The sequence below is a fragment of the uncultured Stenotrophomonas sp. genome, from assembly GCF_945952405.1.
In the GTDB taxonomy this organism is placed as follows: Bacteria; Pseudomonadota; Gammaproteobacteria; order Xanthomonadales; family Xanthomonadaceae; genus Stenotrophomonas.
Genome location: NZ_CAMFIA010000027.1, coordinates 19212 through 45865 on the forward strand (window position 1 = coordinate 19212; position 26654 = coordinate 45865).

Here is a 26654-nt window from a genome sequence, read left to right on the forward strand (position 1 = left end):
TGCAGCCCTGCACCTGCCGACGCAACGGCAACGGCCGAAGCAACGGCAACAGCATGCATTCCGTGGGATGGCGGGGTGCGGGGATGCCGCAAGTACGTCCCTGTAGGCTTGGCAGCCGCATCCATGCGGCTGACACCCCGCACTCCGACACCATCCCACCTCTGACAGATCTCCGCGGCTGTTGGTAGGTGTCGACCTTGGTCGACACGGTAGATCCACGCCATGCGTGGATGCTTTGGGATTCCAATTCGAAATATTCGATGCCGATGGAGATTCATCCACGCATGGCGTGGATCTACTGCAGATCGCAGAAATCTGTCGAAGGCGGGGTGGGGCCGGTTGCGGGGGCGTGAGCCGCATGGATGCGGCGACCGAGCTTACATGGACGTACTTGCAGCGCCCCCCGCAACCGGCCCCATCCCGCCATCCGACAGGAAACCCGCTTCTGCTTCGGCTGTTGAGGTTGCCGGCCAGCGGCCGGCACTACCGCAGGTGCAGGGCTGCCAGCCCTGCCGACCAACGCCCTTCTTACGAATGGCTGACGTGACACTCATGCGCCATGCGCGAGGCTGTCCGCTTGCTGTTCGAGTGGAGGAGGTGGCAGCGGTGCATTGGCAAAGCGCACAGGCGTATGTGTGGCCGTTGGGAGTGGCGCTGCTGTTGGGGGGCATCGGCGCATGGTTGATCCTGTGGATCCATCATCGGCTGAAAGGGCGTGATCGCCGTCGTGCGCGCATTGGTCGTGTGCTCGGCTTGCCGATGGCAAGCGCATGGCCGCTGCTGCTGTTGATCCCGGCATTGCAGGCCACGCCGCTGCAGGACCCGTTGCTGGGTCACCTGCAGCACGTGCTGCACATCGCGCTGACCGCCTGCTTCATCTGGTTGCTGGTGCGGGCGGTGGCGGCCGCTGAGCGCGCGATCCTGCGCAGCCATCCCATCGATGTCTCCGACAACCTGGAAGCGCGCCGCATCCAGACCCAGACGCGGGTGCTCAGCCGCGTGTTGATGGGCGGCATCATCGTGCTCGGCGCGTCGATGGTGTTGCTGACCTTCCCGATGGTGCAGAAGATCGGCACGGCCCTGCTCGCGTCGGCCGGCCTGATCGGGCTGGTGGCCGGTATCGCGGCCAAGCCGGTGTTCGGCAACCTGATCGCCGGCCTGCAGATCGCGGTGACGCAGCCGATCCGGCTGGATGACGTGGTGATCGTCGAGGGCGAGTGGGGCCGCATCGAGGAGATCGGCAGCAGCTATGTGGTGGTGCGCATCTGGGACGAGCGGCGGATGGTGGTGCCGCTGACCTGGTTCATCGAGAACCCGTTCCAGAACTGGACGCGGCGCAGCGCGGACCTGCTGGGTACGGCGTTCCTGTGGCTCGACTACCGCGCCCCGATCGCGGCGATCCGTGCCGAGCTGGAGCGGATCTGCCGCGGCCAAGCGCTGTGGGACGGCCGGGTCTGCGTGACCCAGGTGACCGAAACCAGCGAGCGTGCGATCCAGGTGCGCCTGCTGGTCAGTGCACGCAGCTCCGGCGATGCCTTCGACCTGCGTTGCCTGGTACGCGAACGCATGCTTGATTTCCTTGCACGCGAACATCCGCAGTCGCTGCCGCAGGTACGTGCGCGGCTGCAGCACGATGACGAGCTTGATATGCCGCGCGCGCCACGCGCGCGCGCCGCCGATGTGCGTTCGCCTGGCGCGGAGGACGGCGAGGCCGCGATCGTGCGGGAGGCGCCCCAGGACCGGTAGTGCCGGCCGCTGGCCGGCAACGCCGAATACCGGATCGCCGGCCAGCGGCCGGCACTACCGGATCAGGGTTCGCCGGCGTCGATCAGCGCATCGGTATCGAAGTGGGGTGGCCGTCGTGCGCGGGTGCGCTGCTCGTAGGCGTAGGCCATCTCGATCAGCTTCGGCTCGCTCCACGCGGTGCCCATGAACAGCAGGCCGACCGGCAGGCCGTCGATCTGCCCCATCGGCACGCTGAGGCTGGGATAGCCCGCCACCGCGGCGGCACTGTAGCTCTCGCCGGGGAAGTCGTCGCCTTCGCTGCGGATCGGCCACGCCACGCCGGTGGTCGGTGCGACCAGGGCATCGAGCTGGTGGGCGGCGAGGGCGGCATCGATGCCTTCCGGACCGGCCAGCCGGCGCGCATCGCTGCGGGCGCGGATGTAGGCCGGGTCGGCCAGGCCGGCAGTGGCATCGGCCTCCACCAGCAGCTCCTGGCCGAACAGGCCCAGCTCCTGCCGGGCATGCGCCTGGTTGAAGGCGATCAGGTCGGCCAGGCTGCGCAGCGGCGCGCGGTGGGTGCTGAAGTAGCGCTCCAGCCCGGCCTTGAATTCGTAGAGCAGCAGGGTGCGTTCGGCCTCGGCCCAGGCGCCCTGGTTGGGCAGCTCCACCGGCACCACGACGGCGCCGGCGCGGCGCAGTTCGGTGGCGGCCTGTGCGATCAGCGGCGGCATGCCGCGGTACTTCAGCAGGGGCGTCTGCAGCAGGCCGATGCGCTTGCCGCGCAGGCCCTGCGGGTCCAGCCGCGCGGTGTAGTCGTAGACCGCGCGGCCGGGCATGGTCGCGGTGGCCGGATCGGCATCGTCGCGGCCGGCGATCGCGGTGAGCACGACGGCGGCGTCGGCCACGCTGCGCGCCATCGGCCCGGCGGTGTCCTGGCTGAAGGAGATCGGGATGATGCCTTCGCGGCTGACCAGGCCAACGGTCGGCTTCAGGCCGACCACGCCATTGATCGCCGCCGGGCAGACGATGCTGCCGTCGGTTTCGGTGCCGATCGCCACGCTGGCCAGGTTGGCAGCCACCGCCACCGCGCTGCCGCTGCTGGAGCCGCACGGCGAATGGCTCAGGCGATAGGGATTGCGGGTCTGGCCGCCGCGCGCGCTCCAGCCGGAAATCGAATCATTGCCACGGAAGTTGGCCCACTCGCTCAGATTGGTCTTGCCCAGCACCACGGCGCCGGCTTCGCGCAGCCGCCGCACCAGGTAGGCGTCATCCGGGCGGAAACCCTGCAGCGCCAGCGAGCCGGCGCTGGTGGCCATCGGTGCGGCGTTGATGTTGTCCTTCAGCAGCAGTGGAATGCCATGCAGCGGTCCGCGCAGGCGTCCATCGCGGCGCTCGCGGTCGCGCTCGGCGGCCTCTTTCAGCGCATCGGGATTGAGTTCGATCACCGCGCGCAGGCGTGGCCCGGCGCGGTCCAGGCTGGCGATGCGCTGCAGGTAGGCCTGGGTCAGGGTGGTGCTGTCCAGCTCACCGGTGGTCATCCGCGCCTGCAGGTCGGCGATATCGGTTTCGGCGTACGGGAACGGCACGTTGCGGCTCACAGGTTCGGCCGCGTGCGCACTGGGCGTGGCCGGGCTGCAGCCAGCCGAAAGCAGCGCAGGCAGCGCGGCGAGCAGGCAGGTCAGCAGAGGCGGCAAGGACGGGCGCATGGGGCGGCTTGGTCGGCTCCAATCCCCAGTGTAGCCGGTGCTCAGCGGTGGCGCTTGCGCAGGTCGCGGGCGAGGACGTAGACCACGATCAGGTTGATCGCCAGGATCGTCCACGACGGCCAGCCGGGATGGCGGATGATCGCAAAGATGTCGAAGGGCAGGTACAGCGAGGCGGTCAGGCAGCCCAGCCAGGAGGCCCAGGCCTTGGCCCGCCACAGGCCCCAGGCTTCGACCAGGTGCAGCAGGCCGTAGCCGATCATCCCCGCCGCGGCCAGGTGCACCGCGTCGGGGCTGATCATGTGCAGCAGCGAGGGCAGGGTGCCATGGTCCGGATCCAGGCTGAAACGCCGGATCAGGACCATGATGCCGTGCCGCAGCGGCTGCGGTCCGAGTACTTCCAGCCCGGTGGCGGCCAACAGCGCCAGCATCGCCTTGCTCGCTTCGAGCAGGGCGATGACATGGAGGCCCGGATGCCGGTGCGGATCCGGGTTGTAGCCGCTCTGGTTCACGGGTGCTGGCTCAGCCGCCGCGCGAAGCCTTCTTGCGATCGCTTTCGGTCAGGAACTTCTTGCGCAGACGGATCTCCTTCGGGGTGATCTCGACCAGCTCGTCGTCTTCGATGAAGTCCAGGGCCTGTTCCAGCGAGTACTTGATCGCCGGGGTCAGCTGGATCGCATCGTCCTTGCCCGAAGCGCGCATGTTGGTCAGCGGCTTGGTCTTGATCGCGTTGACGGTCAGGTCGTTGTCCTTGGAGTGGATGCCGACCAGCTGGCCTTCATACACGTTGTCACCTTCAGCCGCGAACAGCTTGCCGCGTTCCTGCAGCGGGCCCAGCGAGTAGGCCGGAGTGGTGCCCGGAGCATTGGCGATCATCACGCCGTTGATGCGCTTGGCGATCGCGCCCTGTTCCTTCGGACCGTAGTGGTCGAACACGTGGAACAGCAGGCCCGAGCCCTGGGTCAGGGTCTTGAACTCGTTCTGGAAACCGATCAGGCCACGGGCCGGGATCTGGTATTCCAGGCGCACGCGACCCTTGCCGTCCGGCTCCATGTTCTTCAGCTGGCCCTTGCGGGTACCCAGCTTTTCCATCACGCCGCCCTGGTGGATTTCTTCGATGTCCACCACCAGCTGCTCGATCGGCTCCATCATCTGGCCGTCGATTTCCTTGATGATCACTTCCGGGCGCGACACGGCCAGCTCGTAGCCTTCGCGACGCATGTTCTCGATCAGCACCGACAGGTGCAGTTCGCCACGGCCGGAGACCAGGAACTTGTCGGCGTCTTCCAGCTGTTCGACCTTCAGCGCCACGTTGTGGACCTGCTCGCGGTCCAGGCGGTCCTTGATCTGGCGGCTGGTCAGGAACTTGCCACCGGACAGGTCCTTGTTGCCGGCGAACGGCGAGTTGTTGACCTGGAAGGTCATCGAGATGGTCGGCTCGTCGACGGTCAGGGCCGGCAGCGCTTCCGGGGTTTCCGGGTGGCACAGGGTGTCGGAGATGGTCAGTTCCGGAATGCCGGAGATGGCCACGATGTCGCCGGCTTCAGCGGTGTCCTGCTCGATGCGCTCCAGGCCCAGGAAGCCCAGCACCTGCGCGACCTTGCCGTTGCGCTTCTTGCCTTCACGGTCGATGACCGCGACCTGCATGTTCTTCTTCAGGGTGCCGCGCTGGATGCGGCCGATGCCGATCACGCCCACGAAGTTGTTGTAGTCCAGCTGGCTGATGCGCATCTGGAACGGGCCTTCCGGGTCCACTTCCGGGCGCGGCGCGTGCTGCATGATCGCTTCGTACAGGGCGGTCATGTCGCCGTCGCGCACGGTGTCTTCCAGGCCGGCATAGCCGTTCAGGGCCGAGGCGTAGACGATCGGGAAGTCCAGCTGCTCGTTGGTGGCGCCGAGCTTGTCGAACAGGTCGAAGACCTGGTCGATCACCCATTCCGGACGCGCGCCCGGACGGTCGATCTTGTTGACCACGACGATCGGCTTGAAGCCCATCGCGAAGGCCTTCTGGGTCACGAAGCGGGTCTGCGGCATCGGGCCGTCCATCGCGTCGACCAGGATCAGCACGGTGTCGACCATCGACAGCACGCGCTCGACCTCACCGCCGAAGTCGGCGTGGCCGGGGGTATCGACGATGTTGATCCGGTTCTTGATGCCGGTCTTCTTGTCTTCCCAGGTGATGGCGGTGTTCTTGGCCAGGATGGTGATGCCGCGTTCCTTTTCCTGGTCGTTGCTGTCCATCACGCGCTCGGCGAGGACGGTGCGCTCGGACAGGGTGCCGGACTGCTTCAGCAGCTGGTCGACCAGGGTGGTCTTGCCATGGTCGACGTGGGCGACGATGGCGATGTTGCGAAGATTTTCGATGGACATACGAAAGGGGGCCAGTCGGCGCCGGATTTGGAAAAAGAAGTCCAACATTATACGTCGAACTTGACGATTCGCGAAAAGCTGGATTTCACACCCGTCTCGGGGCCCATTCAGCTGGCGGTCCGGCGCTCCGCCCGGCGCCGCCCGGGCCCGGGGCAGGGCGACCCTTCTGCGGGCTGAAGCCGGGATCTGCGCCCATGGTCGAAGCCGCCGCCGCCACGAGGCAGGTGTAAACTAGGTGGCTAGACGCGTTCCCCTCTGCATCAAGGATATTCATGTCCCTCATCGCCACTTTCGACACCACCCAGGGCCCGATCAAGGTCGAGCTGTTCGCCGACAAGGCGCCGCTGACCGTGGCCAACTTCGTGAACCTGGTCAAGCACGGCTTCTATGACGGCCTGATCTTCCACCGCGTGATCGCCGACTTCATGATCCAGGGCGGTTGCCCGCAGGGTCGTGGCACCGGCGGCCCGGGCTACAAGTTCGAAGACGAGAAGAATGGCGTGAAGCACGAGGTCGGCTCGCTGTCGATGGCCAACGCCGGCCCGAACACCAACGGCAGCCAGTTCTTCATCACCCACATCAAGACCGACTGGCTGGACGGCCGCCACACCGTCTTCGGCAAGGTCCTGGAAGGCCAGGCCATCGTCGATTCGGTCAAGCAGGGTGACGTGATCCATTCGATCACCCTGGAAGGCGACGTCGACGCCGCGCTGGCCGCACAGGCCGACCGCGTCGCCGAGTGGAACAAGATCCTCGCCGCCTGATCCCCCTTCGAAACGGCCACCCACGGGTGGCCGTTTCCCTGTTCCCCGCCGCCCGCCCGGCCTGCGTGGCCATGCCCGCGGCGTCCCATCAAACGCTTGCAAGCAAGAGGAAACCCCCATGAAAGCACCCGTTCGTGTTGCCGTGACCGGCGCCGCCGGCCAGATCGGTTATGCCCTGCTGTTCCGCATCGCCTCCGGCGAAATGCTGGGCAAGGACCAGCCGGTCATCCTGCAGCTGCTGGAACTGCCGGTCGACAAGGCCCAGGCCGCCCTGAAGGGCGTGATGATGGAACTGGAAGACTGCGCCTTCCCGCTGCTGGCCGGCATGGTCGGCACCGACGACGCCGAAGTGGCGTTCAAGGATGCCGACATCGCCCTGCTGGTTGGCGCGCGTCCGCGCGGCCCGGGCATGGAGCGCAAGGATCTGCTGCTGGAAAACGCCAAGATCTTCACCGCCCAGGGCGCGGCGCTGAACAAGGTCGCCAGTCGTGACGTGAAGGTGCTGGTGGTCGGCAACCCGGCCAACACCAATGCCTACATCGCCATGAAGTCGGCCCCGGACCTGAAGCCGGAGAACTTCACCGCCATGCTGCGCCTGGACCACAACCGTGCGCTGAGCCAGCTGTCGACCAAGCTCGGCAAGCCGGTCGGCGGCATGGAGAAGCTGGTCGTGTGGGGCAACCACAGCCCGACCATGTACCCGGACTACCGTTTCGCCACCGCCGATGGCGCGTCGATCGCCGATGCGATCAACGACCAGGAGTGGAACGCCAACACCTTCATCCCGACCGTCGGCAAGCGCGGCGCGGCGATCATCGAAGCCCGCGGCTCGTCGTCGGCTGCTTCGGCCGCCAACGCAGCGATCGACCACGTGCGTGACTGGGTGCTGGGCAGCAACGGCAAGTGGGTCACCATGGGCGTGCCGTCCGACGGCTCCTACGGCATTCCGGAAGGCGTGATCTTCGGCTTCGCGGTGACCACCGAGAACGGCAAGTACACCCTGGTCAAGGATCTGCCGATCGACGACTTCAGCCAGAAGTACATCGACAAGACCCTGGCCGAGCTGGAAGAAGAGCGCGCCGGCGTCGCCCACCTGCTGGGCTGATGCAGGCGGTACCGGCCCTGTCCGGTACATCTTGCATCGAGGTAGGTACCGACCGTTGGTCGGTACGTCTTGGACGGGGAAGCTTCGGCTTCCCCGTTTTCGTATGGCATTGCGCGGAACCCCATGATCCATCTGCACTACATCGACGACGCGCTGCTGCTGGCCGAGAAGCCTGCCGGCCTGCTGTCCGTGCCTGGCCGCAGCGCCGAGAACCAGGACTGCGTGGTTGCTCGCCTGCAGGTGCTGTATCCGGATGCGTTGACCGTGCACCGGCTGGACCAGGTCACCTCGGGCCTGCTGCTGCATGCGCGCGGCAAGGCAATGCAGGCGGCACTGTCGATGCAGTTCGAGCAGCGCCAGGTTGGCAAGCGCTACGAAGCGATCGTGGAGGGGCTGCTTGAAGGCGACGCCGGTGAAGTGGACCTGCCGTTGATCGTGGACTGGCCGAACCGGCCAAAGCAGATGATCGATCATGAACGTGGCAAGCCGGCGCTGACCCGCTGGCGCGTGCTCGCCCGCGATACGCAGGCGCAGCGCACGCGGGTGGCGCTGGAACCGGTCACCGGCCGCAGCCACCAGTTGCGCCTGCACATGGCCAGCCTCGACCATCCCATCGTCGGTGACGTGCTGTATGGCGCCGCGCCGGCGCCACGCGTGCATCTGCATGCATGCAGCCTGCGGTTCACCCATCCGTTGACCGGAGAAGCGCGCGCGTTCGAGTCCGCCCCTCCGTTCTAGAGAGCACCTGAGTACAGTTGAAACACGCCAAGGAGGAGTCCTTTCCACGGGGCTCCTCCTTGCGCCGGCGGCCTATGTCCAACCAAAGCGACTACGGTGACATCTGGACGCTGGAGAGCCCCGCTACTGAAAGCTGGGTGCGTCGAATCCCCAGGTAGCTCACAGCACTTTCGATTCGCTGGTGGACGATGCCATGGAGTGGCGACTGCCCCGAAACGTAAGCGCGCTGACAACGGCCAAGACACAGGCACATGCGCCCGAATAAGCCATGACAAGTCGATAGCCGAAGAGCAGCGACTGCTGCGCCACTTCACTGGACACCACCTGGCCAATGGCAGCCAATTCATCCGGCCGCGAAGTTCCTGCAGACAAGCCCTCCGCAAGCGATCGCAGATGCGAAGGGTCGCTCCCGGGCAGGTTCATCTCAAGTGCGTAATAAGTGCCTTTCACCAGGATCAATCCCACCACGGCAATGTTGATGGCGAGGCTGATGAATCTGGCGCTGGTATCCATACCGGATGCCATGCCGGCGCGATCGCTGGTTACGGAGCTGGTCGTTGTATTGGTGATGGGAGTATTGATCACCCCCAGGCCTGAGCCAGCAAGCACGCAGCCTGGCAGCAGGGTCAGCCAGTTCGCGTTGTCCGCGCCTGCGCCGATCGTCATCATGAGCATTCCGCCGCCCATGACAAACATCCCGATCGGGATCACGCGCTCGGGTCCGAAGCGCACTGCGAGACGCTCGCCGCAGGGGGGCAGCAGCAGCGACGGCAATGTGTATGCCAGGACGGACAGACCCGTCGCGATGCTTGAGTAGCCAAGCGCGTGCTGGAAGAACAATGGCAGATACACCATCAGCGGCCAGAAACTGAAGTTCATGCCCATCGAGCCCAGCAGTGCGCCCGAGAAGCGCCGGTTGCCAAAGATGGAAAAATCGAACATCGGGTCCGGCACCCTGCGCTCGACCGTGATGAATGCCGCCAGGCTGACGACGGCAACCAGAGCGGACGCCACGGAAGAGGCGCTTTCAAGGCCTGCGGGAATGCCCTGGGTGATATACCAGGTGAAGGAAAAGACGGCCAATGACAGCGAGACGATCCCTGCAACGTCCAGCTTCCCGCGGCTTGGGGCTCGCGATTCGCGGATTCCCAGAACGGCGAGAACCGTCGCGCCCACTGCCAAGGGCGCATGCACCAGGAACACCCAGCTCCAGCTGCTGATGAAGATGACGCCTGCACCAATGACGGGTCCGAAACCCAGCCCTATGCCGAAGACCACGCCCCAGATGCCAAATGCCTTGGCTCGCTGTGCGGAGTTACTGAATTGATGGGAAAGCACTGTAAAAACGCAGACCAGCATTGCGCCTCCCGCCGCACCCTGCAGCGATCGAGCCACGATCAGCGCCGTTCCACTTCGTGCAAGGCCGCAGGCCAAGGACGTGATGCCGAACAGCAACAGGCTGATCACGAAGATGCGCCGGCGACCGTAGCGATCCGCCAGTGCGCCAGCCGCCATCAGCACTGTCGTGCAGGTGAGGGTGTAGGCATTCATGATCCACTGCAGGCCGCTGAAGCTGCTGCCAAGCTCTGCCTCCAGTATCGGCAGGATGACCGGCACGCTCGAGATTTCCAGCCCGAACATCAGCGAAGCCAAGCACGCCGCCGAAAGTGCAAGGCGGTCTCGAGCAGCAGGGGAAAGGGAAGTCATGGGTGTCCTCAGGCAAGTCCGGGATCTGGCGCGCCGCCGGCTCGAATGAAGCCGCGCGTTTCGAGTGAGGTGCCATCTTGGAGGTGATTGCATGATGATAAAAATGATTTGATTTAATAGAATTGATCACACCTCATCATGGGTTGCCCGGTGTTCTTTGACCCCAACCTGCTGCGCGCCTTTGTTGCCGTCGTAGAGACAGGTGGCTTTACCAAGGCGGGTGAACGCATGAACCTCAGCCAATCCGCCATCAGCCACCAGATCCGGAAGCTGGAAGAGCAGGCAGGCAGCGCCTTGCTGAAGCGGACCACCAGACGCGTGACACTCACCGATGACGGCGAGGACTTCCTGCGTCATGCGGAGCAGATCCTTGCTGCCCAGAGCCTGCTCGTTCGTCGATTCCAGAAGGCCCCGATTACCGGGGCCGTGCGCCTTGGCGTGCCGGAGACCTATGCCGGCGACCGGTTGACCGCAATGCTGTCGCGCTTCTCCCGCAGATTTCCCGCGGTGCGGCTGGATGTAGCCGTGCAGTCCTACGGGGTGCTGAACGAACAGATACACGCGGGAACACTCGATCTGGCGGTGAACCTGTTCCTGCAGGAGGACGTTGAGTGGCCGGTTCTCAGACGGACACGTTTCGTCTGGGCCACCGGTTCGAGGTTCGAGCATGAGCCGGAAAAGGCATTGCCACTGGCGCTCGCGCCCAGCCCGTGCATACATCGGCACGTATGCATCGAAGCACTTGTTGAAGCCGGCCTGGAGTGGCAGGTCACTTTTACCTCGGCGAGCCAGCAGGGCTTACGATCAGCTGCAAAGTCCGGGCTCGCGATCACAGTCGCCCTTCAGGATGACATCCAGGATGGCCTGATGGTTGCGGGCAATGGATTGGGACTTCCTGCGCTCCCCGCTGCGAGTTTCCGGCTGATGCGTAGTGGGGCTGTGCGGACGCCTGCGATCGAGGCGCTGGAGGCGCAGTTGCTTCATGCTGGCGATGTGGAGAATCCGATCGGCGCACTCGCCGCAGTGGCTCAGCCCCGATGCGTGGGGACACCGTAAGCCCATCCATGAGGCTTGGTCGCGGCATCCATGCCGCTCCCCCCCGCAAACCCAACGCGCCCCGCCGTCCGGCAGGAAGCCAGCTTCTGCTGTTGCTCTGGCCTCTGCAGATGCAGGGCGGTAGCCCTGCATGGGAAACCCACCCCCTACCAAGGTAGGGCGGCCCACGCGGCAGCGCCGGACTATCCTCGAACCCATGACTTTGTCTGGGAGGGCTGCGTCATGAACTACGATGAAACCTACCGTCGCTCGATCGACGAGCCGGAGGCCTTCTGGGGCGAGGAAGCCAAGCGCATCCATTGGCACAAGCCGCCGCAGCAGGTACTCGACTACAGCAACCCGCCGTTCCGGCGCTGGTTCGTCGGCGGTGAAACCAATCTCTGCTACAACGCGGTCGATCGCCACCTGGCCGAGCGTGCCGACCAGCTCGCGCTGGTCGTCATCTCCACCGAAACCAACAGCACCCGCGAAATCACCTATCGCCAGCTGTATCGCGAAGTGAACGATTTCGCCGCGGTGCTCAAGCATCTCGGCGTCGGTCATGGCGACCGCGTGGTGATCTACATGCCGAACATGGCCGAAGCCGTGTTCGCGATGCTGGCCTGCGCGCGTATCGGCGCCGTGCATTCGGTGGTGTTCGGCGGCTTCGCCGCACACAACCTGGCGCTGCGCATCGATGACGCCAGGCCGAAGCTGCTGATTGCCGCCGATGCCGGTATGCGTGGCGGCAAGCTGATTCCGTACAAGCCGATGGTCGATGCCGCCTGTGCCGAAGCTGCTGCACCGCCGCCACACGTGCTGATCGTGTCGCGCGGGCTGGACGCGGCGCAACCGCGGGTGGCAGGGCGCGATGTGGAGTACGCCGATCTGCGTGCGCAGATCGGTGAAGTCGATGTGCCGGTGCAGTGGCTGGAAGCGAGCGAGCCGAGCTACCTGCTGTACACCTCCGGCACCACCGGCAAGCCGAAGGGCGTGCAGCGCGATGTCGGTGGCTACGCAGTGGCCATGGCCCAGTCGATGGAGACCGTGTTCGACTGCAGGCCGGGGCAGGTGATGTTCTCCACCTCCGACGTCGGCTGGGCCGTGGGCCACTCGTACAACGTCTATGGCCCGTTGATCGGTGGTTGCACGTCGCTGCTGTACGAAGGCCTGCCGACCAACCCGGATCCGGGCATCTGGTGGGCGCTGTGCGAGCAGTACAACGTGCGCACGATGTTCTCGTCACCCACGGCCATCCGCGTGCTGAAGAAGCACGACGCGGACTTCATCCATCGCCACGACCTGCGCGCGCTGAAGTACCTGTTCCTGGCCGGCGAGCCGCTGGACGAACCCACCGCGCACTGGATCAGTGAAGCGCTCGGCAAGCCGATCATCGACAACTACTGGCAGACCGAAACCGGCTGGCCGGCGCTGACCCTGCTGCCCGGCCTGGAGATGAAGCCGGTGCGCTTCGGTTCGCCGGGCTTCCCCAATCTCGGCTACCGGATGAAGGTGATCGACGAGAACACCGGTGAGGAAGTGGCGCCGGGGCAGAAGGGCGTGCTGGTGGTCTCGCCGCCGTTGCCGCCGGGCTGCATGAGCACGGTGTGGAATGACGACAGCCGTTTCCTGCAGAGCTATTTCAGCCACTTCAAGGAACTGCTGTACAGCTCGCTGGACTGGGCGATCCGCGATGATGATGGCTACACCTTCATCCTTGGGCGAACCGATGATGTCATCAACGTGGCCGGGCATCGGCTGGGCACGCGCGAGATCGAAGAGGCCATTTCCAGCCACCCGCGTGTGGCCGAGGCGGCGGTGATCGGCGTCAAGGACGAACTGAAGGGCCAGGTGCCGCTGGTGTTCGTCACCCTCAAGCAGGGCCTGGACGGCGAAGACCCGGCGCCGGTGGTGGCGGAGATGATGGCCACGGTGACCGCCTCGCTCGGCGCGGTTGCGCGCCCGGCCCACGTGCACGTGGTCAACGCATTGCCGAAGACCCGTTCCGGCAAGTTGCTGCGGCGTTCGTTGCAGGCGCTGGCCGAGCAGCGCGACCCGGGTGACCTGTCGACATTGGATGACCCCAGTGCGCTGGAGGAGATCCGCCGGGCGCTGGGGCGCTGACCCTCCCTGTAGAGCCGAGCCGATGCTCGGCTGTGCGCACCCGTCAGGAGCAGCCGAGCGCAGGCTCGGCGCTACCAGGCCGGCCGATGCCTGTAGAGCCGAGCCGATGCTCGGCTGTGCGCACCCGCCTGGAGCAGCCGAGCACGGGCTCGGCGCTACAAAGCTGGCCGATGCGCTAAGCTCGGCCTGTCATCGACCTGCAACACGTGGCGTGCGCCGGGGAATGCGCATGCCGCCGGGGATGGCGAACAGGGGAGCGCGCCCGCGTGGGCACGCCGGCATGGCGCATCAAGGGAGGGGGATGCAATGGCATTGCTGCACGCCAAGACGGCGGCTGGCCGTCAGGAGATCGAAGACCGTGGCCGGCGCCTGCCGGCGGCACTGCGTTCGATCCTGTTGATGGTCGATGGCCATCGTGATGACACCGAACTGCGAAGCCTTCTGGAAGGCCTGCGCGCGCCGTCCGATGCACTGGAGCAGCTGGCGGCACAGGGCCTGATCGAAGTGATCGGTGGCCAGGCCGAGGCGGCACCGGCACGCGGCATCAGTACCGGGCGCGAACAGGATCCGGCGCTGTACCAGCAGTTGTACGACGCGATGAGCGAGGCGGTGCGTCGCCATCTCGGTCTGAAGGGCTACTTCATGCAGTTGAAGATCGAACGCTGCAGCGATGCGCTGGCACTGGAGCGTCTGTGCCCGGAACTGCTGGCCGCGGTAGGCAAGGCGCGCAGTCCGGCACTGGCACAGCGCTGGTGGCAGGAAACCCGGGCCGCACTGGCGGACGGCGCTGGCGAGGTCGTACAGGCCTGAGCCAGCGCGTAAAGTGATCGGTTCACTTCCCCACAAGGAGTCCCGCGTGCAGGACGACCACGACGACACCGATACCCCTGGCTGGGACGCGATCAACGCAGCGTTGGCGCCGCTTTACCCCGGCCAGGAGCCGCGCCACTACGGCACCGCGCTGCCGTACACGCTGGGCGGCCAGGACCCGCTGGATGGCATCAGCGTGTACTGGGCGGATCTGCCGGTGCCGCACTGGCACTACATCACCTACGGCTTTTCCGAGCTGTATGCCAAGGAGAGCACTGATGCCGATGCCAGTGGCTACGGGTTCGAGCTGACCTTCCGCCTGGCGGCCAGCGCCGGCGAGGAGGCACAGGGCACTCCGCCGGTGTGGCCGATGAACCTGCTGCAGAACCTGGCGCGCTACGTGTTCGGCAGTGGCAACGTGTTCGAGGACGGCCACCATCTCAATGCCAACGGCCCGATCGCGCTGGAGACCGGCACCCGCTTGTGCCACCTGGCCTTCATCGCCGATCCGCAGCTGCCGGCGCGCGATACCGCCAATGGCCATCTGCAGTTCCTGCAACTGGTCGGCCTGGCCGATGAGGAAATGGAGGCGGTCAAGCGCTGGTCCACGCGCGGCGTGCTGCAGGCACTGCAACCGGCGATGCCGCTGTGGATCAGCGACCTGCAGCGCGGCAACCTGCTGGATGACCCGGCGTTGGCCGAACAGGTGCGGGCCGGTAGCGAGCGCGAGGGCTCCAGCACCGGCATGCTGTTCATCGAGACCCTGGACTGGCGCCAGGAGGTAGGCGTGACCACGCTGGTGCTCGGTGCAGGCCAGGTCGCCAGCGTGTGCGAGCTGCTGCCATTGCGCCTGCGCCACGGCAGGTCGCTGGAGTTGGTCAGCCGTGAGCGGCAGTGGGAATTCATCCCGGTCGGGACCGCTGAAGCGGCGGCGGTGTCGGCGGACAGCGTGCGCTGGCCACTGGACGAGGCCGGGCTGCAGGCGCTGGCGGGCGTGCGCGCCGAGCGCGGGATCTACCCGCTGACGGCGGCATTGCGGATCGAAGTGGTCCCGACCTACCTGCGCGATGCCAAGGGCGCGGTGATCCGCGAGATCGGCTGACGAGGCCGGAGCCGTTCGCGGGGCGAACGGCTCCAGCCCGGTTGCTGGTCAGGCCAGGCCTTCGGCCTTCAGTACGGCCTGCACGCCGGCATCGGCGTCCATGCGCGCCTTGTACGCGGCCAGGTTGTCCAGGCCGGACAGATCGACCTTGGTGCCGGCGGCCCAGCGCAGGGTGATGTAGAAGTACGGGTCGGCGAAGCTGCGGAAACCGGCCAGCCACGGCTTGTCGGCCAGCTGCTTGTCAGCGGTCTCGAACAGGCCACGCAGGCGCTTGTGCGCGGCGGCGCGGATCGCGTCGTACTGGCCCTCGTCGGCGATGAACTTGCCCGGCGCGAACAGCGGCGAGAAGGCCGGATGCACATCGGAATTGACGAAAGCCAGCCAGCGGGTGGCTTCGGCGCGTTGGCGCGGGCTGCCATCGCCGCCGAGGCCGGCCTGCGGATAGCTGTCGGCGATGTAGCCCATGATCGCGGCGTTCTGCAGCAGCACGAAGTCGCCGTCGACCAGTGCGGGTACCGCGCCGGCCGGATTGATCTTGAGGAATTCCGGGCCCTTCAGGGTGTCCTTGTTCAGCAGTTCAACCTCGAACGGCTGGCCGGTCCACTGCAGGGCGATGTGGTCGGCGGTGGAACAGGCACCGGGCTTGCTGTACAGCTTCATGGGAACTCCAGGTGATGCGGGCGGGAAGCGCCCACTATCCCAGAGCCTGGCGGCGGGCGGCAACGCTGCCGCCAGCACGGATCGTTACGACTGCCGTGGCTTGAGGTTCTGCACCTTATAGAAGGTGTGATCGCCAATGGTGGCCACCTGGTAGGCATTGCGCCAGTTCGGGCTGGCGATGGACAGCGCGGCGAAGTGGCTGGCGCCCGGCACGATCTCGCGGCGTTCGCCGGCCGGCAGCGCCCAGTTGCGCTCGGCGTCGAAGGCCACGTTCATCGCCTCGCTCCAGGCCGCGTCGTTGCCCAGCTGGGTGCCGGGCGAGACGATGGTCGGCGCGAACTGCTTGCGCGCGGTGACCACCTGGCACATGGAGTCGCCCCACAGGCCACTGTCGAGGCGGCGCAGGGCGACCTCGGCGACGGCCTGTTGGCCGCGCAGGGTCTGGTCGCGGGCTTCCAGATAAACGGTGGTGCTCAAACACAATGAATCAGCGGCCGGCTGCGGCAACAACTGCGACAGCCAGAGAATCCAGGCCAGTTTCATATAACTCCTTGCTCCGTGTGGGCCGCACCCTCCGGTTCCGGCCGCGGGGGCGACAGGAGGCGGGGTACGACTTGGCGTCATGGGGAGGCGGCCATCGGGGCCGCCCCGTGGGCGGCCCCAAAAGAAACGATCAGTACCGATCGAGGGGGCCGCGCCGGCTCACCGGAAACTGGCTGGTGAGCGGAAGATGGCGCAAGGTAGGGGGGTATAGCCGAACGCATCGTGAACCGTCCGGCTTGACATTCAGGTTGCGCAGGGGTGACGGAAATCACATTCCGCCCCCCATTCAGGCGCTCATCAGAGCGCGGCGGCGACCCGGCTGCCCTGGTCGATGGCCCGTTTCGCATCCAGTTCGGCGGCGACATCGGCACCGCCGATCAGCTGTGCGCTGATGCCGGCCGCCTGCAGTTCGGCCTGCAGCGTGCGGTTCGGTTCCTGGCCAGCGCAGATCACCACGTGGTCGACCGGCAGCAGCTGCTCGCTGCCTTCGACGCGGATGCGCAGCCCTTCGTCGTCCACGCCCAGGTACTCGACGCCGCCGAGCATGCGCACGCCCTTGGCCTTCAGTGTGGCGCGATGGATCCAGCCGGTGGTCTTGCCCAGTCGCGCGCCGGGCTTGCCCGGGCTGCGCTGCAGCAGCCACAGGCGCCGCGGCGACGGCTCGGCGGTGGCCTTGGCCAGCGAGCCGCGGGCCTCGAAGGTCGCGTCCACTCCCCATTCGGCCATCCAGCGCTGCGGGTCCAGCGAGGGCGACTCGCCGGCATGGCTGAGGAATTCGCCGACATCGAAGCCGATGCCGCCGGCGCCGATGATCGCCGCATTGGCGCCGACCTCGACCCGGCCCAGCAGCACATCCAGATAGCTGACCACCTTGGCGTGGCCGGCGCCCGGGAAGTCGACCTTGCGCGGGGTGATGCCGGTCGCCAGCACCACCTCGTCGAAGCCGGCCAGGTGGGCAGCATCGGCACGGGTGCCCAGCCGCAGCTGCACGCCGGTCTCCTGCAACCTGTGGCGGAAGTAGCGCAGGGTCTCGTGGAACTCTTCCTTGCCGGGGATGCGCTTGGCCACATTGAACTGGCCGCCGATCTCGTCGTTGGCGTCGAACAGGGTGACCTGGTGGCCGCGCTGGGCGGCAACGGTGGCACAGGCCAGGCCGGCAGGACCTGCGCCGACCACCGCGATCTTCTTCGGCGCCGGGGTGGGGTGATAGACCAGTTCGGTCTCGTGCGCGGCGCGCGGATTGACCAGGCAGCTGGCCAGCTTGTTCTCGAACACATGGTCCAGGCAGGCCTGGTTGCAGGCGATGCAGGTGTTGATCGCCTCGGCGCGGCCAGCACGCGCCTTGTTCGGCCACTGCGGGTCGGCCAGCAGCGGGCGCGCCAGCGACACCATGTCGGCGCCGCCACCGGCCAGGATGCGTTCGGCAACGTCCGGCATGTTGATGCGGTTGGTCGCCACCAGCGGCAGCCGCACGTGCGGCTTGAGCTTGGCCGTGACCGCGGCGAACGCAGCGCGCGGCACCGACGTGGCAATGGTCGGGATGCGCGCTTCATGCCAGCCGATGCCGGAATTGATGATCGTTGCGCCCGCCGCTTCGATGGCTTGTGCCTGTTGCACGATCTCTTCCCAGTTGCTGCCGTCCTCCACCAGATCCACCAGCGACAGGCGGTAGATGATGATGAAGTCCGGGCCGCAGGCCTCGCGGATGCGGCGCACGATCTCCACCGCGAAGCGCATGCGCTGTTGGGCATCGCCGCCCCAGCGGTCGCTGCGCGTGTTGGTGCGCGGGGCGATGAACTCGTTGATGAGGTAGCCCTCCGAGCCCATCACTTCCACGCCGTCGTAGCCGGCCTCGCGGGCCAGCCTGGCGCTTCGCGCATAGTCGGCGATGTGGCGCTCGACGCCGCTGGCCGACAGCGCGCGCGGGGTGAACGGGTTGATCGGGGCCTTCAGCTTCGACGGTGCCACCGACAGCGGGTGGTAGGCGTAGCGGCCGGCGTGCAGCAGCTGCAGGCAGATCTTCGCGCCGTGCTGGTGCGCGGCGGCGGTGAGCTGGCGGTGCGGGCGGACTTCCCAGGGCCAGGACAACTTGCCGCCGAACGGCTTCAGCCAGCCCACCACGTTCGGCGCGAAGCCACCGGTGACGATCAGGCCGACGCCGCCTTCAGCGCGTTCGGCGAAGTAGGCGGCCAGCCGCGGGAAGTCGCGTGCGCGATCTTCCAGGCCGGTGTGCATCGAACCCATCAGCACGCGGTTGCGCAGCTGGGTGAAGCCCAGGTCCAGCGGGGCAAACAGGTGGGGATAGGCGCTTTCGTTGGCTGGCGACATGGTCGATACGCTTGCGTACGGAAGCGCGAAGCGTGCCGCGAAACGGCGGCCGGGGCAAGGCCTGCCGGGTGGGAGGTGGCGACCGCCGGCCGGGATCCGGCCAGTTCAGGGCGATTGCGGTTGCCGGCCCGCCGCCGCCACGACTGGGGCACGGCCGATCCCGAACCAGCCCAGCGTCACTCCGCACAGCGGACCGATCAGCAGGGCGAAGGCCAGGGTGCCGAAGCCGACGTTGCCACCCAGCCACCAGCCCAGCAGCAGCACGCTGCCTTCGATCAGGCTGCGTACCTTCCAGATCGGCCAGCCGGTCCGCGCGTGCAGGCCGGTCATCAGGCCGTCGCGCGGGCCGGGGCCGAGCCGCGCGCCGATGTACAGGCCGGTGGCGAGGGCGACCAGCAGCATGCCGACGCAGAACATCGCCAGCTGCCAGCCCAGGCCGACTGCCGGCGGCAGCAGCCACAGGCCGAACTGCGCGGACGGGCCGATCAGCATCACGTTGAGCACGGTGCCGACGCCCGGCTTCTGCCGCAGTGGCCACCACAGCAGCAGCACCAGCGCACCGATCACGTTGGTGGCCAGGCCGAAGGACAGCGGCGTCTGCGCGGCGATGCCCTGCGACAGCACGTCCCAGGGAGCCACCCCGATCGCTGCGCGGATCATCAGCGAGGCGCCGAAGCCGTACAGGAACAGGCCGATGATCAATTGCAGCAGGCGCAGGGGCAGGGCGGTAGGCATGGCGGGCTCGGGGGGAGGGGGATCTGTTTCCACCGTAAACCCGATTTCTTTGGTTCCATAGATACAGATGCCGGGCAATCCACCGGCACAGGTGGATCTGATCGGTAGCGCCTGGCCCGGGTTCGGCTGGCGGCGCCCTGGGGGAACCCAGCCGAGCATCCGCTCGGCTCTACAGGCAGGGTCTGCTCAGTCGTCCCAGCCGGCCAGCGCCAGCTTGCCGAGCGTGCGTCCGCTGGCCAGGCGCTGATGGGCGGTGTCCAGATTGACCGCATTGATCGTGCCCAGCAGCTCGCTGAGGGTGCCACGCAGCTGGCCGGCGTCGATCATGCTGGCCGCGCGGCTGAGGATGCGGTGCTGTTCGATTCGGTCGGCGCTGGCGAAGCGCGAGCGCGCGAACATGAACTCCCAGTGGATGCCGATGCACTTGGCCTTGTAGGGATCGCCGATGCGCAGCGCGCCACGCGGCTCGACGATCAGGCCGACATGGCCCTGCGGCGCCAGCAGCTGGCCCAGTTCATCCCAGTACTGGTCGGTGTCGGCGAGGTTGAGGGCGACCTGCACCGCGTCGATGTCCAGCGCCTGCAGCTGCGGCAGCAGCGCCTGCCGGTGGTCGATCACATGCTGGGCGCCCATCTGCCGGCACCAGTCGGCCGAGGCGTCACGGGATGCGGTGGCAATCACCTCGAACCCGGCGTGCCGCGCCAGCTGGATGGCCATCGAACCGACGCCGCCCGCACCGCCGATCACCAGCAGTCGCTGGCCGACATGGCGACGGTCATCCAGCTGCAATGGCATGCGCTGGAACAGCAGTTCCCAGGCGGTGAGCGTGGTCAGCGGCAGCGCCGCGGCCTCGGCGAAGTCGAGCGTGGTCGGCTTGCGCGCGACCAGGCGTTCGTCTACCCACTGGTACTGCGCGTTGCAGCCCGGGCGGGTGACATCGCCGGCGTAATAGACCTCGTCACCCGAGGCGAACAGGCTGGCCTCCTCGCCGATCGCCTCGACCACCCCGGACGCGTCCCAGCCAAGCACGCGGGGGGCGTCAAGCGTGGCCGGATCGGTGGCCGCGCGCTGCTTGCCATCGACGGGATTGACCGAGACCGCCTCGACCCGGATCAGCAGATCGCGGCCGCGTGGAGGCAGCGGTGGAGGCAGGTGCAGATCGCACAGGGCAGGGGCGGATTCACGACTCAGGGCGACGGCTTTCATCTCGGCTCCGGCTGGGTTCGTAACCCCATCATAAGGTTCCTCACCTTTCCGCAAACGCGCTGAACCGCGTGAAGCAGGGTGTTGCGCAGTATGTCGCTTTTCCCACTTAAACCCCGTCAAACCCTTGCAGTGCGTGGGTCTTGCGGATTTTCATCATCCTGTATAGGGTTTCAACGTCGGACCGGTGGAGGGTCGGGCACAACACTTCACATGTTACGGGACTGTTAACATGACCTTCACCCGCCTGAGCATAATGTTCGCGGCGGTGGCGTGCTGAATCGGCTGTCGAACATCGACGCAGTAGTGCTGGCCCATGCCTCTACCGGTTTCATACCCCCGAAATAGGAGCTGTACTCAATGAACAAGAAGATCCTTACTGCCGCGCTGCTGGGTGGTCTGGCTTTCGCCCAGGCTGCGTCGGCGCAGGAGTTTGACGACCGCTGGTACCTGACCGGTTCGGCCGGCTTCAACTTCCAGGACAGCGACCGTCTGACCAATGACGCTCCGTTCGTCACCCTGGGCCTGGGCAAGTTCATCAGCCCGAACTGGTCGCTGGACGGTGAGCTGAACTACCAGAACCCGAACTTCGACGCGAACAAGGACCAGAACTGGTCGCAGTACGGCGTCTCGCTGGACCTGCGTCGCCACTTCATCAAGGAAGGCCGCGGCTGGAACCCGTACATCCTGGGTGGCCTGGGCTACCAGAAGTCGGAAGAAACCTACTCGTTCGACGTCAATGGCCCGCGCAAGCGTAAGGACGGCAACGTTGCCGCCAAGGTCGGCGTTGGTCTGCAGACCACCTTCGAGAAGCGCGTTGCCGTGCGCGCCGAAGTCGCCTACCGCGCTGACTTCGACGACCAGAGCGTGAACCCGAAGCGTGCTGGCCACGATGAAAGCTGGTTCGGCGATGTGCTGGCTTCGGTCGGCGTCGTGATCCCGCTGGGCCCGGCTCCGGTCGCGGCTGCTCCGGCTCCGGCTCCGGTTGCCCCGAGCTGCGCCGACCTGGACGACGACGGTGACGGCGTCAACAACTGCGACGACAAGTGCCCGAACTCGCAGCCGGGTCAGACCATCGGTCCGGACGGTTGCCCGGTGCCGGTCTCCATCGACCTGAAGGGCGTCAACTTCGACTTCGACAAGTCGAACCTGCGTCCGGACGCCGTGGCGATCCTGAGCGAAGCCACCGAGATCCTGAAGCGTTACCCGGATCTGCGCGTTGAAGTTGCCGGTCACACCGACTCGAAGGGTACCGACGCTTACAACCAGAAGCTGTCGGAGCGTCGCGCCACTGCCGTGTACAACTACCTGACCAAGAACGGCGTTGACGCCGGTCGCCTGGTCGGCCCGATCGGCTACGGTGAGAGCCGTCCGATTGCTCCGAACACCAACCCGGATGGTTCGGACAACCCGGAAGGTCGCGCCAAGAACCGTCGTACCGAGCTGAACGTCCAGAACTAAGTTCTGACGCTCTGCCCGCAAGACACAGCAGGACCCGGCTTCGGCCGGGTCTTGTTGTTTCTGCGGCCCGGAAACCGGAATTGCCGCGCAGGGTAACCGTTCGTCGGCTTTTTATTCGTAAAACCAATGAGTTGGCGTATTCATTGAAAGTGGCGCTTGAAAGCTGTCGCGGCATTGCTAAACTCGCCGCGTCACTTCCTTTCCTGGATGCCCCTCATGCTGCGCTCCGCATCGGCCGCCGTCCTGGCGCTGGCCCTGGTTCCCGCCGCCCACGCTGCGGTCGATTGCTCGGTCAACACCAGCGCTTCGCCGCTGCCGTTGCCGGCCACGACCATCGCGCCGGTGGCCGACGAGCTGTACATCCGTGGCAACCAGCTGGGCATGCCGGCCGGCGTGCTGAGCGGCAACTACGATCCCTCGCAGTCGCTGGACCAGGTGCTGCAGCGACTGCGCATCGACGGTTGCCAGAACATTGCCAAGGCCATTCCGAGTGCACCGGCGGTGAAGCCGAATGATCCGGCGGCCTACAAGCCGCAGACCGAATTCGACAACACGCCCTGGCGCTTCGACATGAGCCAGAACGGCAAGCGCATGACCGCTGAAGAATTCGACGCCTGGATGAAGGCGCGCGGCGTGCGCGTGGTCAAGGCCCGTCCGGCTCCGGCGGCAACCCCGGCCGCAGCCGAAGCACCGGCTGAGACCAAGCCGGTCGACAAGAAGTAATCGCCGCGGGGAGCAGAGGCTTGCGCACGCGCCGCCCACCTGCCGCCCCCGCCGCCCGCTCCCACGCACCGCGTGGGCGTGCGAATCCTGCTGCCGCCCCCACCGGTGTCCGTCATGGCCTGGCGCGGGTGCTGTCCAAGGCCGGCGTCTGCTCGCGCAGCGAGGCCGCGCGCTGGATCGCCGAAGGCCGGGTAAGTGTCTCCGGCCGCATCGTGCGCGACCCGGAGTTCCCGATCGGCCAGCCGGCGCCGCCGATCGAGGTCGATGGCCAGCCGATGGGCGCGCCGCAGCGCCTGTACCTGATGCTCAACAAGCCGCGCGGCGTGGTGACCACCGCGCAGGACGAGCGCGGCCGCGACACCGTGTACCGCTGCTTTGATGGCGCCGGCCTGCCGTGGATCGCGCCGGTCGGGCGCCTGGACAAGGCCAGCGAAGGGCTGTTGTTGTTCAGTAACGATCCGCAATGGGCGGCGCACCTGACCGACCCGCAGACCGGCCCGGACAAGACCTACCACGTGCAGGTCGACCGCCTGCCCGATGACGCCACGCTGGCGGCGCTGCAGGCCGGTGTGGAGGACGAGGGCGAGTTCCTGGTCGCCCAGGCCGTGCGCGTGCTGCGCAGCGGCGACAAGACCGCGTGGCTGGAGGTGGTCCTCGACGAGGGCCGCAACCGCCATATCCGCCGCCTGCTGGCGGCCTTCGACCTGCAGGTACTGCGCCTGGTCCGGGTCGCGATCGGTGGGCTGCTGCTCGGCGATCTCGGCAAGGGCCAGTGGCGGGTGCTGGAGGTCAGCGACCAGCAGCGGCTGGGGGCCGCTGCTGCGGGCTGATCATCGCCCGCGGCCGGCGCTTGCCGGCCACCGTTCCAGGCGTAGGGGGCGCCTGGTTGTTGAATTTCCCGAACGGAGCCTGCCCATGTACCACCCGACCCTCAACCAAACCCTGCGCTGTGCAGGCCTGCTGCTGCCGATGCTGCTGCTGACCGCCTGTGGCGGCCACAAGAAGGTGGCCAAGGCGGAGACCCCGGCCGAAACCCCGGTGGTGGAAGTGAAGACCCCGGAACTGGATGGCCGTGGCAGCTATCGCTTCCTGATGAGCGACGGCGACAAGAAGATGACTGCCGACCAGTTCGATGCCTGGATGAAGGCCAACGGCATCCGCGTGGCCAAGGGCAACGGCCAGGACGCCGCCGCCAAGCCGGTGGTGGTGGCCAGCAAGGACGAGCCGAAGGGCAAGAAGAAAAAGAAGTAACCGATGCGGGTGCCGACCCGGCTCGGCGCGCTGGACAGGTAGATGCCGACCTTGGTCGGCACGCCTTGGCGGGGTCAGAGCCCTTTCCGCGGGAAAGGGATCCGACCCCGTATGTGATCAGCCCTTGATCACGCCCAGCTCGACACCGATGCGGGTGAAGGCGTCGATAGCGCGGTCCAGCTGCTCGCGGGTGTGCGCGGCGCTGATCTGGGTGCGGATGCGGGCCTGGCCCTTGGGCACCACCGGGAAGAAGAAGCCGATCGCGTAGATGCCTTCTTCCAGCAGGCGCTCGGCGAACTTCTGCGCCAGCGGCGCGTCGTACAGCATCACCGGGCTGATCGGATGCACGCCCGGCTTCACGTCGAAACCGGCAGCGACCATCTTCTCGCGGAAGTGGCGGGTGTTCTCCACCAGGGTGCTGCGCAGGTCATCGGCGGCGGCCAGCATCTCGAACGCCTTGATGCCGGCGGCAACCACGTGCGGCGGCAGCGAATTGGAGAACAGGTACGGACGCGAACGCTGGCGCAGCAGCTCGATCACTTCGGCGCTGGCGCAGGTGAAGCCACCCAGTGCACCGCCCATGGCCTTGCCCAGGGTGCCGGTGATGATGTCGATCCTGTCCAGCACGCCCTTGACCTCGGCCGAACCGCGACCGGTGGCACCGAGGAAGCCGGTGGCGTGGCATTCGTCGATGTGGACCAGCGCGTTGTACTTCTTCGCCAGTGCGGTGATCTCGTCCAGCGGGGCGATGAAGCCATCCATCGAGAACACGCCATCGGTGGTGATCAGCTTGGTCTTGCAGCCAGCGGCATCGGCTGCCTGCAGCTGCGCTTCCAGGTCGGCCATGTCGCAGTTGGCGTAACGGAAGCGCTTGGCCTTGCACAGGCGCACGCCGTCGATGATCGAGGCATGGTTCAGCGCATCGGAAATGATCGCGTCGTTCTCGCCGAGCAACGGCTCGAACAGGCCGCCGTTGGCATCGAAGCAGGCGGCGTACAGGATGGTGTCCTGCTTGCCGAAGAAGTCGGCAATCTGCTTCTCCAGCTGCTTGTGCAGGTCCTGGGTGCCGCAGATGAAGCGCACCGAGGCCATGCCGAAGCCGTGGGTATCCAGCGCATCCTTGGCGGCCTGGATCAGGTCCGGGTGATCGGCCAGGCCCAGGTAGTTGTTGGCACAGAAGTTCAGCACCTTGCGGCCGTCGTCGAGGGTGATCTCGGCCGACTGCGGGCTGGTGATGATCCGCTCGGACTTGAACAGGCCCTGGGCGCGGATGGCGTCCAGTTCCTCGGCGTAGTGGCGGGTCAGGGCGGAGGAGGCGTCGGTCATGGCGTGGGCACGGCTCAGCACGGGGAAACCGCTGATTCTACCGGGCAACGCGCGGCATCGGCCGGGCTGGACCGGGCACCGCCACGGCGGGCACATGTTGCAATGCAGTAACAAATGGTTAAATATTCGTGAACCGTGCCTGTCTGGCACCGGCTTCACCGCTGCCCCTTCCCGCCCCCGCCACCCCGGAGACGCCCATGAAGCACGCCCGTGCCTGCCTCGCCATTGCCGCCGCCCTGACCCTCGCGCCGTTTGCCGCCAGCGCCCAGGACAACGAATCGCCGTACAGCTGGAACGTCACTGCGGTGTCGGATTACCTGTTCCGCGGCGTGTCGCAGACTGACGAGAAGCCGACCCTGCAGGCGGGCTTCACCTACACCTCGCCGGTCGGCCTGTACGCCGGTGTCTGGGGTTCGGGCGTGGACTTCGGCCCGGGCGATCCGAACGTCGAGGTCGACTACCAGATCGGCTACGGCCTGGACGTCAGCCGCCGCGTCAACTTCGACGTGCTGCTGAACCGCTATACCTACATCGGTGCCAGCCACCAGAACTACAACGAGCTGGTCACCACCACCACGCTGGACGACACCTACAAGCTGACCGTGGCCTACACCAACGACCAGTGGAACAGCGGCACCGACGGCTGGTACTACGGCGTCGGCGGCAACTGGGGCCTGCCGCAGGAGGTCACGCTCAGCGCCAATGTCGGCCGCAGCAGCTTCGAGAAGGGCCTGGCCAAGGACTACACCGACTGGAACGTGGGCGTCAGCCGCCAGTTCGGCCTGTTCAATGTCGGCCTGGGCTACTACGGCACCGACGGTAATGGCCGTGACAACTCCGGCAAGCTGGCCCACAGCCGCGTGCTGCTGACCGTGGCCATCGGCAAGTAACGCCGCAGGCGTTACCGGTAGTGCCGGCCGCTGGCCGGCAACAGCTGGAAGGCAACGAAAAAGGTGCCCATCGGGCGCCTTTTTCATTCCGCATCATTCCTGATCCAGGCTGGGGGAGAGCCCCCTTGTTGTTCAAGGGGGCGCGCCAGCGGCGCGGGGACAAGGAGACATGCGCGGACTGATTCACCATGGCGAAGCCACGGTGAATCAGATCCAGCTGATTCCGCAGCGCTCCTGATCCAGGCTGGGGGAGAGCCCCCTTGTTGTTCAAGGGGGCGCGCCAGCGGCGCGGGGATAAGGAGACATGCGCGGACTGATTCACCATGGCGAAGCCACGGTGAATCAGATCCA

Annotated in this window: 23 protein-coding genes; 13 read left to right on the forward strand and 10 right to left on the reverse strand. The window is 66.5% G+C overall.

The genetic code is table 11. From position 1 onward, the window contains the following. Window positions 1-606 precede the first annotated feature (606 nt). On the forward strand, window positions 607-1746 hold the full coding sequence (locus tag Q0P60_RS18970; protein ID WP_294997065.1) for a mechanosensitive ion channel family protein: 1140 nt from the start codon (window positions 607-609) through the stop codon (window positions 1744-1746). A 62-nt stretch (window positions 1747-1808) separates the two neighbouring features. On the opposite strand, the gene Q0P60_RS18975 is transcribed toward Q0P60_RS18970, so the two are convergent. The 3 genes from Q0P60_RS18975 to typA are packed head-to-tail and all read right to left on the reverse strand — an operon-like array spanning window position 1809 to window position 5798. Next, a complete protein-coding gene (locus Q0P60_RS18975; RefSeq protein ID WP_294997067.1) occupies window positions 1809-3431 on the reverse strand; it encodes an amidase in 1623 nt (540 codons plus the stop codon). A gap of 41 nt (window positions 3432-3472) precedes the next feature. Next, entirely contained in the window at window positions 3473-3940 is a 468-nt protein-coding gene (locus Q0P60_RS18980; RefSeq protein ID WP_005415426.1) for a DUF2127 domain-containing protein, read from the reverse strand. 10 nt (window positions 3941-3950) lie between these two features. Continuing rightward, window positions 3951-5798, reverse strand: coding sequence for a translational GTPase TypA (gene typA / locus Q0P60_RS18985; protein ID WP_294997069.1), 1848 nt, complete (start codon window positions 5796-5798; stop codon window positions 3951-3953). 272 nt (window positions 5799-6070) lie between these two features. Here typA and Q0P60_RS18990 point away from each other — a divergent pair, with 272 nt between their 5' ends. The 3 genes from Q0P60_RS18990 (at window position 6071) to Q0P60_RS19000 (ending at window position 8405) form a co-directional block, all read left to right on the forward strand. Continuing rightward, the gene (locus tag Q0P60_RS18990) at window positions 6071-6562 is read left to right on the forward strand and encodes a peptidylprolyl isomerase (protein WP_053520333.1); all 492 of its coding nucleotides are present in this window, start codon (window positions 6071-6073) and stop codon (window positions 6560-6562) included. Window positions 6563-6680: 118 nt separating this feature from the next. Next, window positions 6681-7667: a malate dehydrogenase gene (locus Q0P60_RS18995; protein ID WP_004153634.1), complete on the forward strand. Its 987-nt coding sequence runs from the start codon at window positions 6681-6683 to the stop codon at window positions 7665-7667. 123 nt (window positions 7668-7790) lie between these two features. Beyond that, window positions 7791-8405 carry an RluA family pseudouridine synthase gene (locus Q0P60_RS19000; RefSeq protein ID WP_294997072.1) on the forward strand — a complete coding sequence of 205 codons (615 nt, stop codon included), beginning with the start codon at window positions 7791-7793 and terminating at the stop codon, window positions 8403-8405. Window positions 8406-8564: 159 nt separating this feature from the next. Here Q0P60_RS19000 and Q0P60_RS19005 read toward each other — a convergent pair whose 3' ends face one another. Next, entirely contained in the window at window positions 8565-10112 is a 1548-nt protein-coding gene (locus tag Q0P60_RS19005; protein ID WP_294997074.1) for an MFS transporter, read from the reverse strand. Window positions 10113-10262: 150 nt separating this feature from the next. Here Q0P60_RS19005 and Q0P60_RS19010 point away from each other — a divergent pair, with 150 nt between their 5' ends. The 4 genes from Q0P60_RS19010 to Q0P60_RS19025 all read left to right on the forward strand — a co-directional run bounded on the left by Q0P60_RS19010 (window position 10263) and on the right by Q0P60_RS19025 (window position 15183). Further along, complete coding sequence (locus Q0P60_RS19010; RefSeq protein WP_294997076.1) at window positions 10263-11168, forward strand: LysR family transcriptional regulator; 906 nt, start codon at window positions 10263-10265, stop codon at window positions 11166-11168. A gap of 222 nt (window positions 11169-11390) precedes the next feature. Further along, on the forward strand, window positions 11391-13271 hold the full coding sequence (prpE, locus tag Q0P60_RS19015; RefSeq protein ID WP_294997078.1) for a propionate--CoA ligase: 1881 nt from the start codon (window positions 11391-11393) through the stop codon (window positions 13269-13271). A 306-nt stretch (window positions 13272-13577) separates the two neighbouring features. Continuing rightward, on the forward strand, window positions 13578-14081 hold the full coding sequence (locus Q0P60_RS19020; protein WP_294997080.1) for a hypothetical protein: 504 nt from the start codon (window positions 13578-13580) through the stop codon (window positions 14079-14081). A 46-nt stretch (window positions 14082-14127) separates the two neighbouring features. Beyond that, window positions 14128-15183, forward strand: a complete 1056-nt coding sequence (locus Q0P60_RS19025; protein WP_294997082.1) for a suppressor of fused domain protein — start codon at window positions 14128-14130, stop codon at window positions 15181-15183. Window positions 15184-15231: 48 nt separating this feature from the next. Here the strand turns inward: Q0P60_RS19025 and Q0P60_RS19030 are convergent, their stop codons facing one another. The 5 genes from Q0P60_RS19030 to Q0P60_RS19050 form a co-directional block, all read right to left on the reverse strand. After that, on the reverse strand, window positions 15232-15843 hold the full coding sequence (locus tag Q0P60_RS19030; protein ID WP_294997083.1) for a glutathione S-transferase N-terminal domain-containing protein: 612 nt from the start codon (window positions 15841-15843) through the stop codon (window positions 15232-15234). Window positions 15844-15927: 84 nt separating this feature from the next. After that, window positions 15928-16386 carry a cell wall hydrolase gene (locus tag Q0P60_RS19035; protein ID WP_004154513.1) on the reverse strand — a complete coding sequence of 153 codons (459 nt, stop codon included), beginning with the start codon at window positions 16384-16386 and terminating at the stop codon, window positions 15928-15930. Between the two features lie 297 nt (window positions 16387-16683). Continuing rightward, a complete protein-coding gene (locus tag Q0P60_RS19040; protein WP_294997086.1) occupies window positions 16684-18714 on the reverse strand; it encodes an NADPH-dependent 2,4-dienoyl-CoA reductase in 2031 nt (676 codons plus the stop codon). Window positions 18715-18819: 105 nt separating this feature from the next. Continuing rightward, window positions 18820-19449, reverse strand: a complete 630-nt coding sequence (locus tag Q0P60_RS19045; RefSeq protein ID WP_294997088.1) for a hypothetical protein — start codon at window positions 19447-19449, stop codon at window positions 18820-18822. A 186-nt stretch (window positions 19450-19635) separates the two neighbouring features. Beyond that, window positions 19636-20655 carry a zinc-binding alcohol dehydrogenase family protein gene (locus Q0P60_RS19050; RefSeq protein WP_294997090.1) on the reverse strand — a complete coding sequence of 340 codons (1020 nt, stop codon included), beginning with the start codon at window positions 20653-20655 and terminating at the stop codon, window positions 19636-19638. Between the two features lie 357 nt (window positions 20656-21012). On the opposite strand from Q0P60_RS19050, the gene Q0P60_RS19055 reads away from it, so the two are divergent. The 4 genes from Q0P60_RS19055 to Q0P60_RS19070 all read left to right on the forward strand — a co-directional run bounded on the left by Q0P60_RS19055 (window position 21013) and on the right by Q0P60_RS19070 (window position 24087). After that, a complete protein-coding gene (locus tag Q0P60_RS19055) occupies window positions 21013-22113 on the forward strand; it encodes an OmpA family protein (RefSeq protein ID WP_294997091.1) in 1101 nt (366 codons plus the stop codon). A 216-nt stretch (window positions 22114-22329) separates the two neighbouring features. Further along, on the forward strand, window positions 22330-22836 hold the full coding sequence (locus tag Q0P60_RS19060) for a hypothetical protein (RefSeq protein ID WP_008267393.1): 507 nt from the start codon (window positions 22330-22332) through the stop codon (window positions 22834-22836). A 20-nt stretch (window positions 22837-22856) separates the two neighbouring features. Then, window positions 22857-23666, forward strand: a complete 810-nt coding sequence (locus Q0P60_RS19065) for a pseudouridine synthase (protein WP_294997094.1) — start codon at window positions 22857-22859, stop codon at window positions 23664-23666. 85 nt (window positions 23667-23751) lie between these two features. After that, window positions 23752-24087 carry a hypothetical protein gene (locus tag Q0P60_RS19070; protein WP_294997096.1) on the forward strand — a complete coding sequence of 112 codons (336 nt, stop codon included), beginning with the start codon at window positions 23752-23754 and terminating at the stop codon, window positions 24085-24087. A gap of 117 nt (window positions 24088-24204) precedes the next feature. Here Q0P60_RS19070 and kbl read toward each other — a convergent pair whose 3' ends face one another. Continuing rightward, entirely contained in the window at window positions 24205-25413 is a 1209-nt protein-coding gene (kbl, locus tag Q0P60_RS19075) for a glycine C-acetyltransferase (RefSeq protein ID WP_294997098.1), read from the reverse strand. 197 nt (window positions 25414-25610) lie between these two features. Between kbl and Q0P60_RS19080 the strand changes: the two genes are divergently transcribed. Continuing rightward, window positions 25611-26303: a TorF family putative porin gene (locus Q0P60_RS19080; RefSeq protein WP_294997100.1), complete on the forward strand. Its 693-nt coding sequence runs from the start codon at window positions 25611-25613 to the stop codon at window positions 26301-26303. The last annotated feature ends 351 nt before the right edge of the window (window positions 26304-26654 follow it).

Bases quoted from the DNA above. Each gene is read 5' to 3' on its own strand.
- Q0P60_RS19070 (WP_294997096.1), top strand. From the start codon at position 23,752: ATGTACCACCCGACCCTCAACCAAACCCTGCGCTGTGCAGGCCTGCTG.
- kbl (WP_294997098.1), bottom strand. From the start codon at position 25,413: ATGACCGACGCCTCCTCCGCCCTGACCCGCCACTACGCCGAGGAACTG.
- Q0P60_RS19080 (WP_294997100.1), top strand. From the start codon at position 25,611: ATGAAGCACGCCCGTGCCTGCCTCGCCATTGCCGCCGCCCTGACCCTC.
- Q0P60_RS19050 (WP_294997090.1), bottom strand. From the start codon at position 20,655: ATGAAAGCCGTCGCCCTGAGTCGTGAATCCGCCCCTGCCCTGTGCGAT.
- Q0P60_RS18990 (WP_053520333.1), top strand. From the start codon at position 6,071: ATGTCCCTCATCGCCACTTTCGACACCACCCAGGGCCCGATCAAGGTC.
- Q0P60_RS19055 (WP_294997091.1), top strand. From the start codon at position 21,013: ATGAACAAGAAGATCCTTACTGCCGCGCTGCTGGGTGGTCTGGCTTTC.
- Q0P60_RS19000 (WP_294997072.1), top strand. From the start codon at position 7,791: ATGATCCATCTGCACTACATCGACGACGCGCTGCTGCTGGCCGAGAAG.
- typA (WP_294997069.1), bottom strand. From the start codon at position 5,798: ATGTCCATCGAAAATCTTCGCAACATCGCCATCGTCGCCCACGTCGAC.
- prpE (WP_294997078.1), top strand. From the start codon at position 11,391: ATGAACTACGATGAAACCTACCGTCGCTCGATCGACGAGCCGGAGGCC.
- Q0P60_RS18975 (WP_294997067.1), bottom strand. From the start codon at position 3,431: ATGCGCCCGTCCTTGCCGCCTCTGCTGACCTGCCTGCTCGCCGCGCTG.
- Q0P60_RS18995 (WP_004153634.1), top strand. From the start codon at position 6,681: ATGAAAGCACCCGTTCGTGTTGCCGTGACCGGCGCCGCCGGCCAGATC.
- Q0P60_RS19020 (WP_294997080.1), top strand. From the start codon at position 13,578: ATGGCATTGCTGCACGCCAAGACGGCGGCTGGCCGTCAGGAGATCGAA.
- Q0P60_RS19045 (WP_294997088.1), bottom strand. From the start codon at position 19,449: ATGCCTACCGCCCTGCCCCTGCGCCTGCTGCAATTGATCATCGGCCTG.
- Q0P60_RS19005 (WP_294997074.1), bottom strand. From the start codon at position 10,112: ATGACTTCCCTTTCCCCTGCTGCTCGAGACCGCCTTGCACTTTCGGCG.
- Q0P60_RS19040 (WP_294997086.1), bottom strand. From the start codon at position 18,714: ATGTCGCCAGCCAACGAAAGCGCCTATCCCCACCTGTTTGCCCCGCTG.
- Q0P60_RS19060 (WP_008267393.1), top strand. From the start codon at position 22,330: ATGCTGCGCTCCGCATCGGCCGCCGTCCTGGCGCTGGCCCTGGTTCCC.
- Q0P60_RS19030 (WP_294997083.1), bottom strand. From the start codon at position 15,843: ATGAAGCTGTACAGCAAGCCCGGTGCCTGTTCCACCGCCGACCACATC.
- Q0P60_RS19035 (WP_004154513.1), bottom strand. From the start codon at position 16,386: ATGAAACTGGCCTGGATTCTCTGGCTGTCGCAGTTGTTGCCGCAGCCG.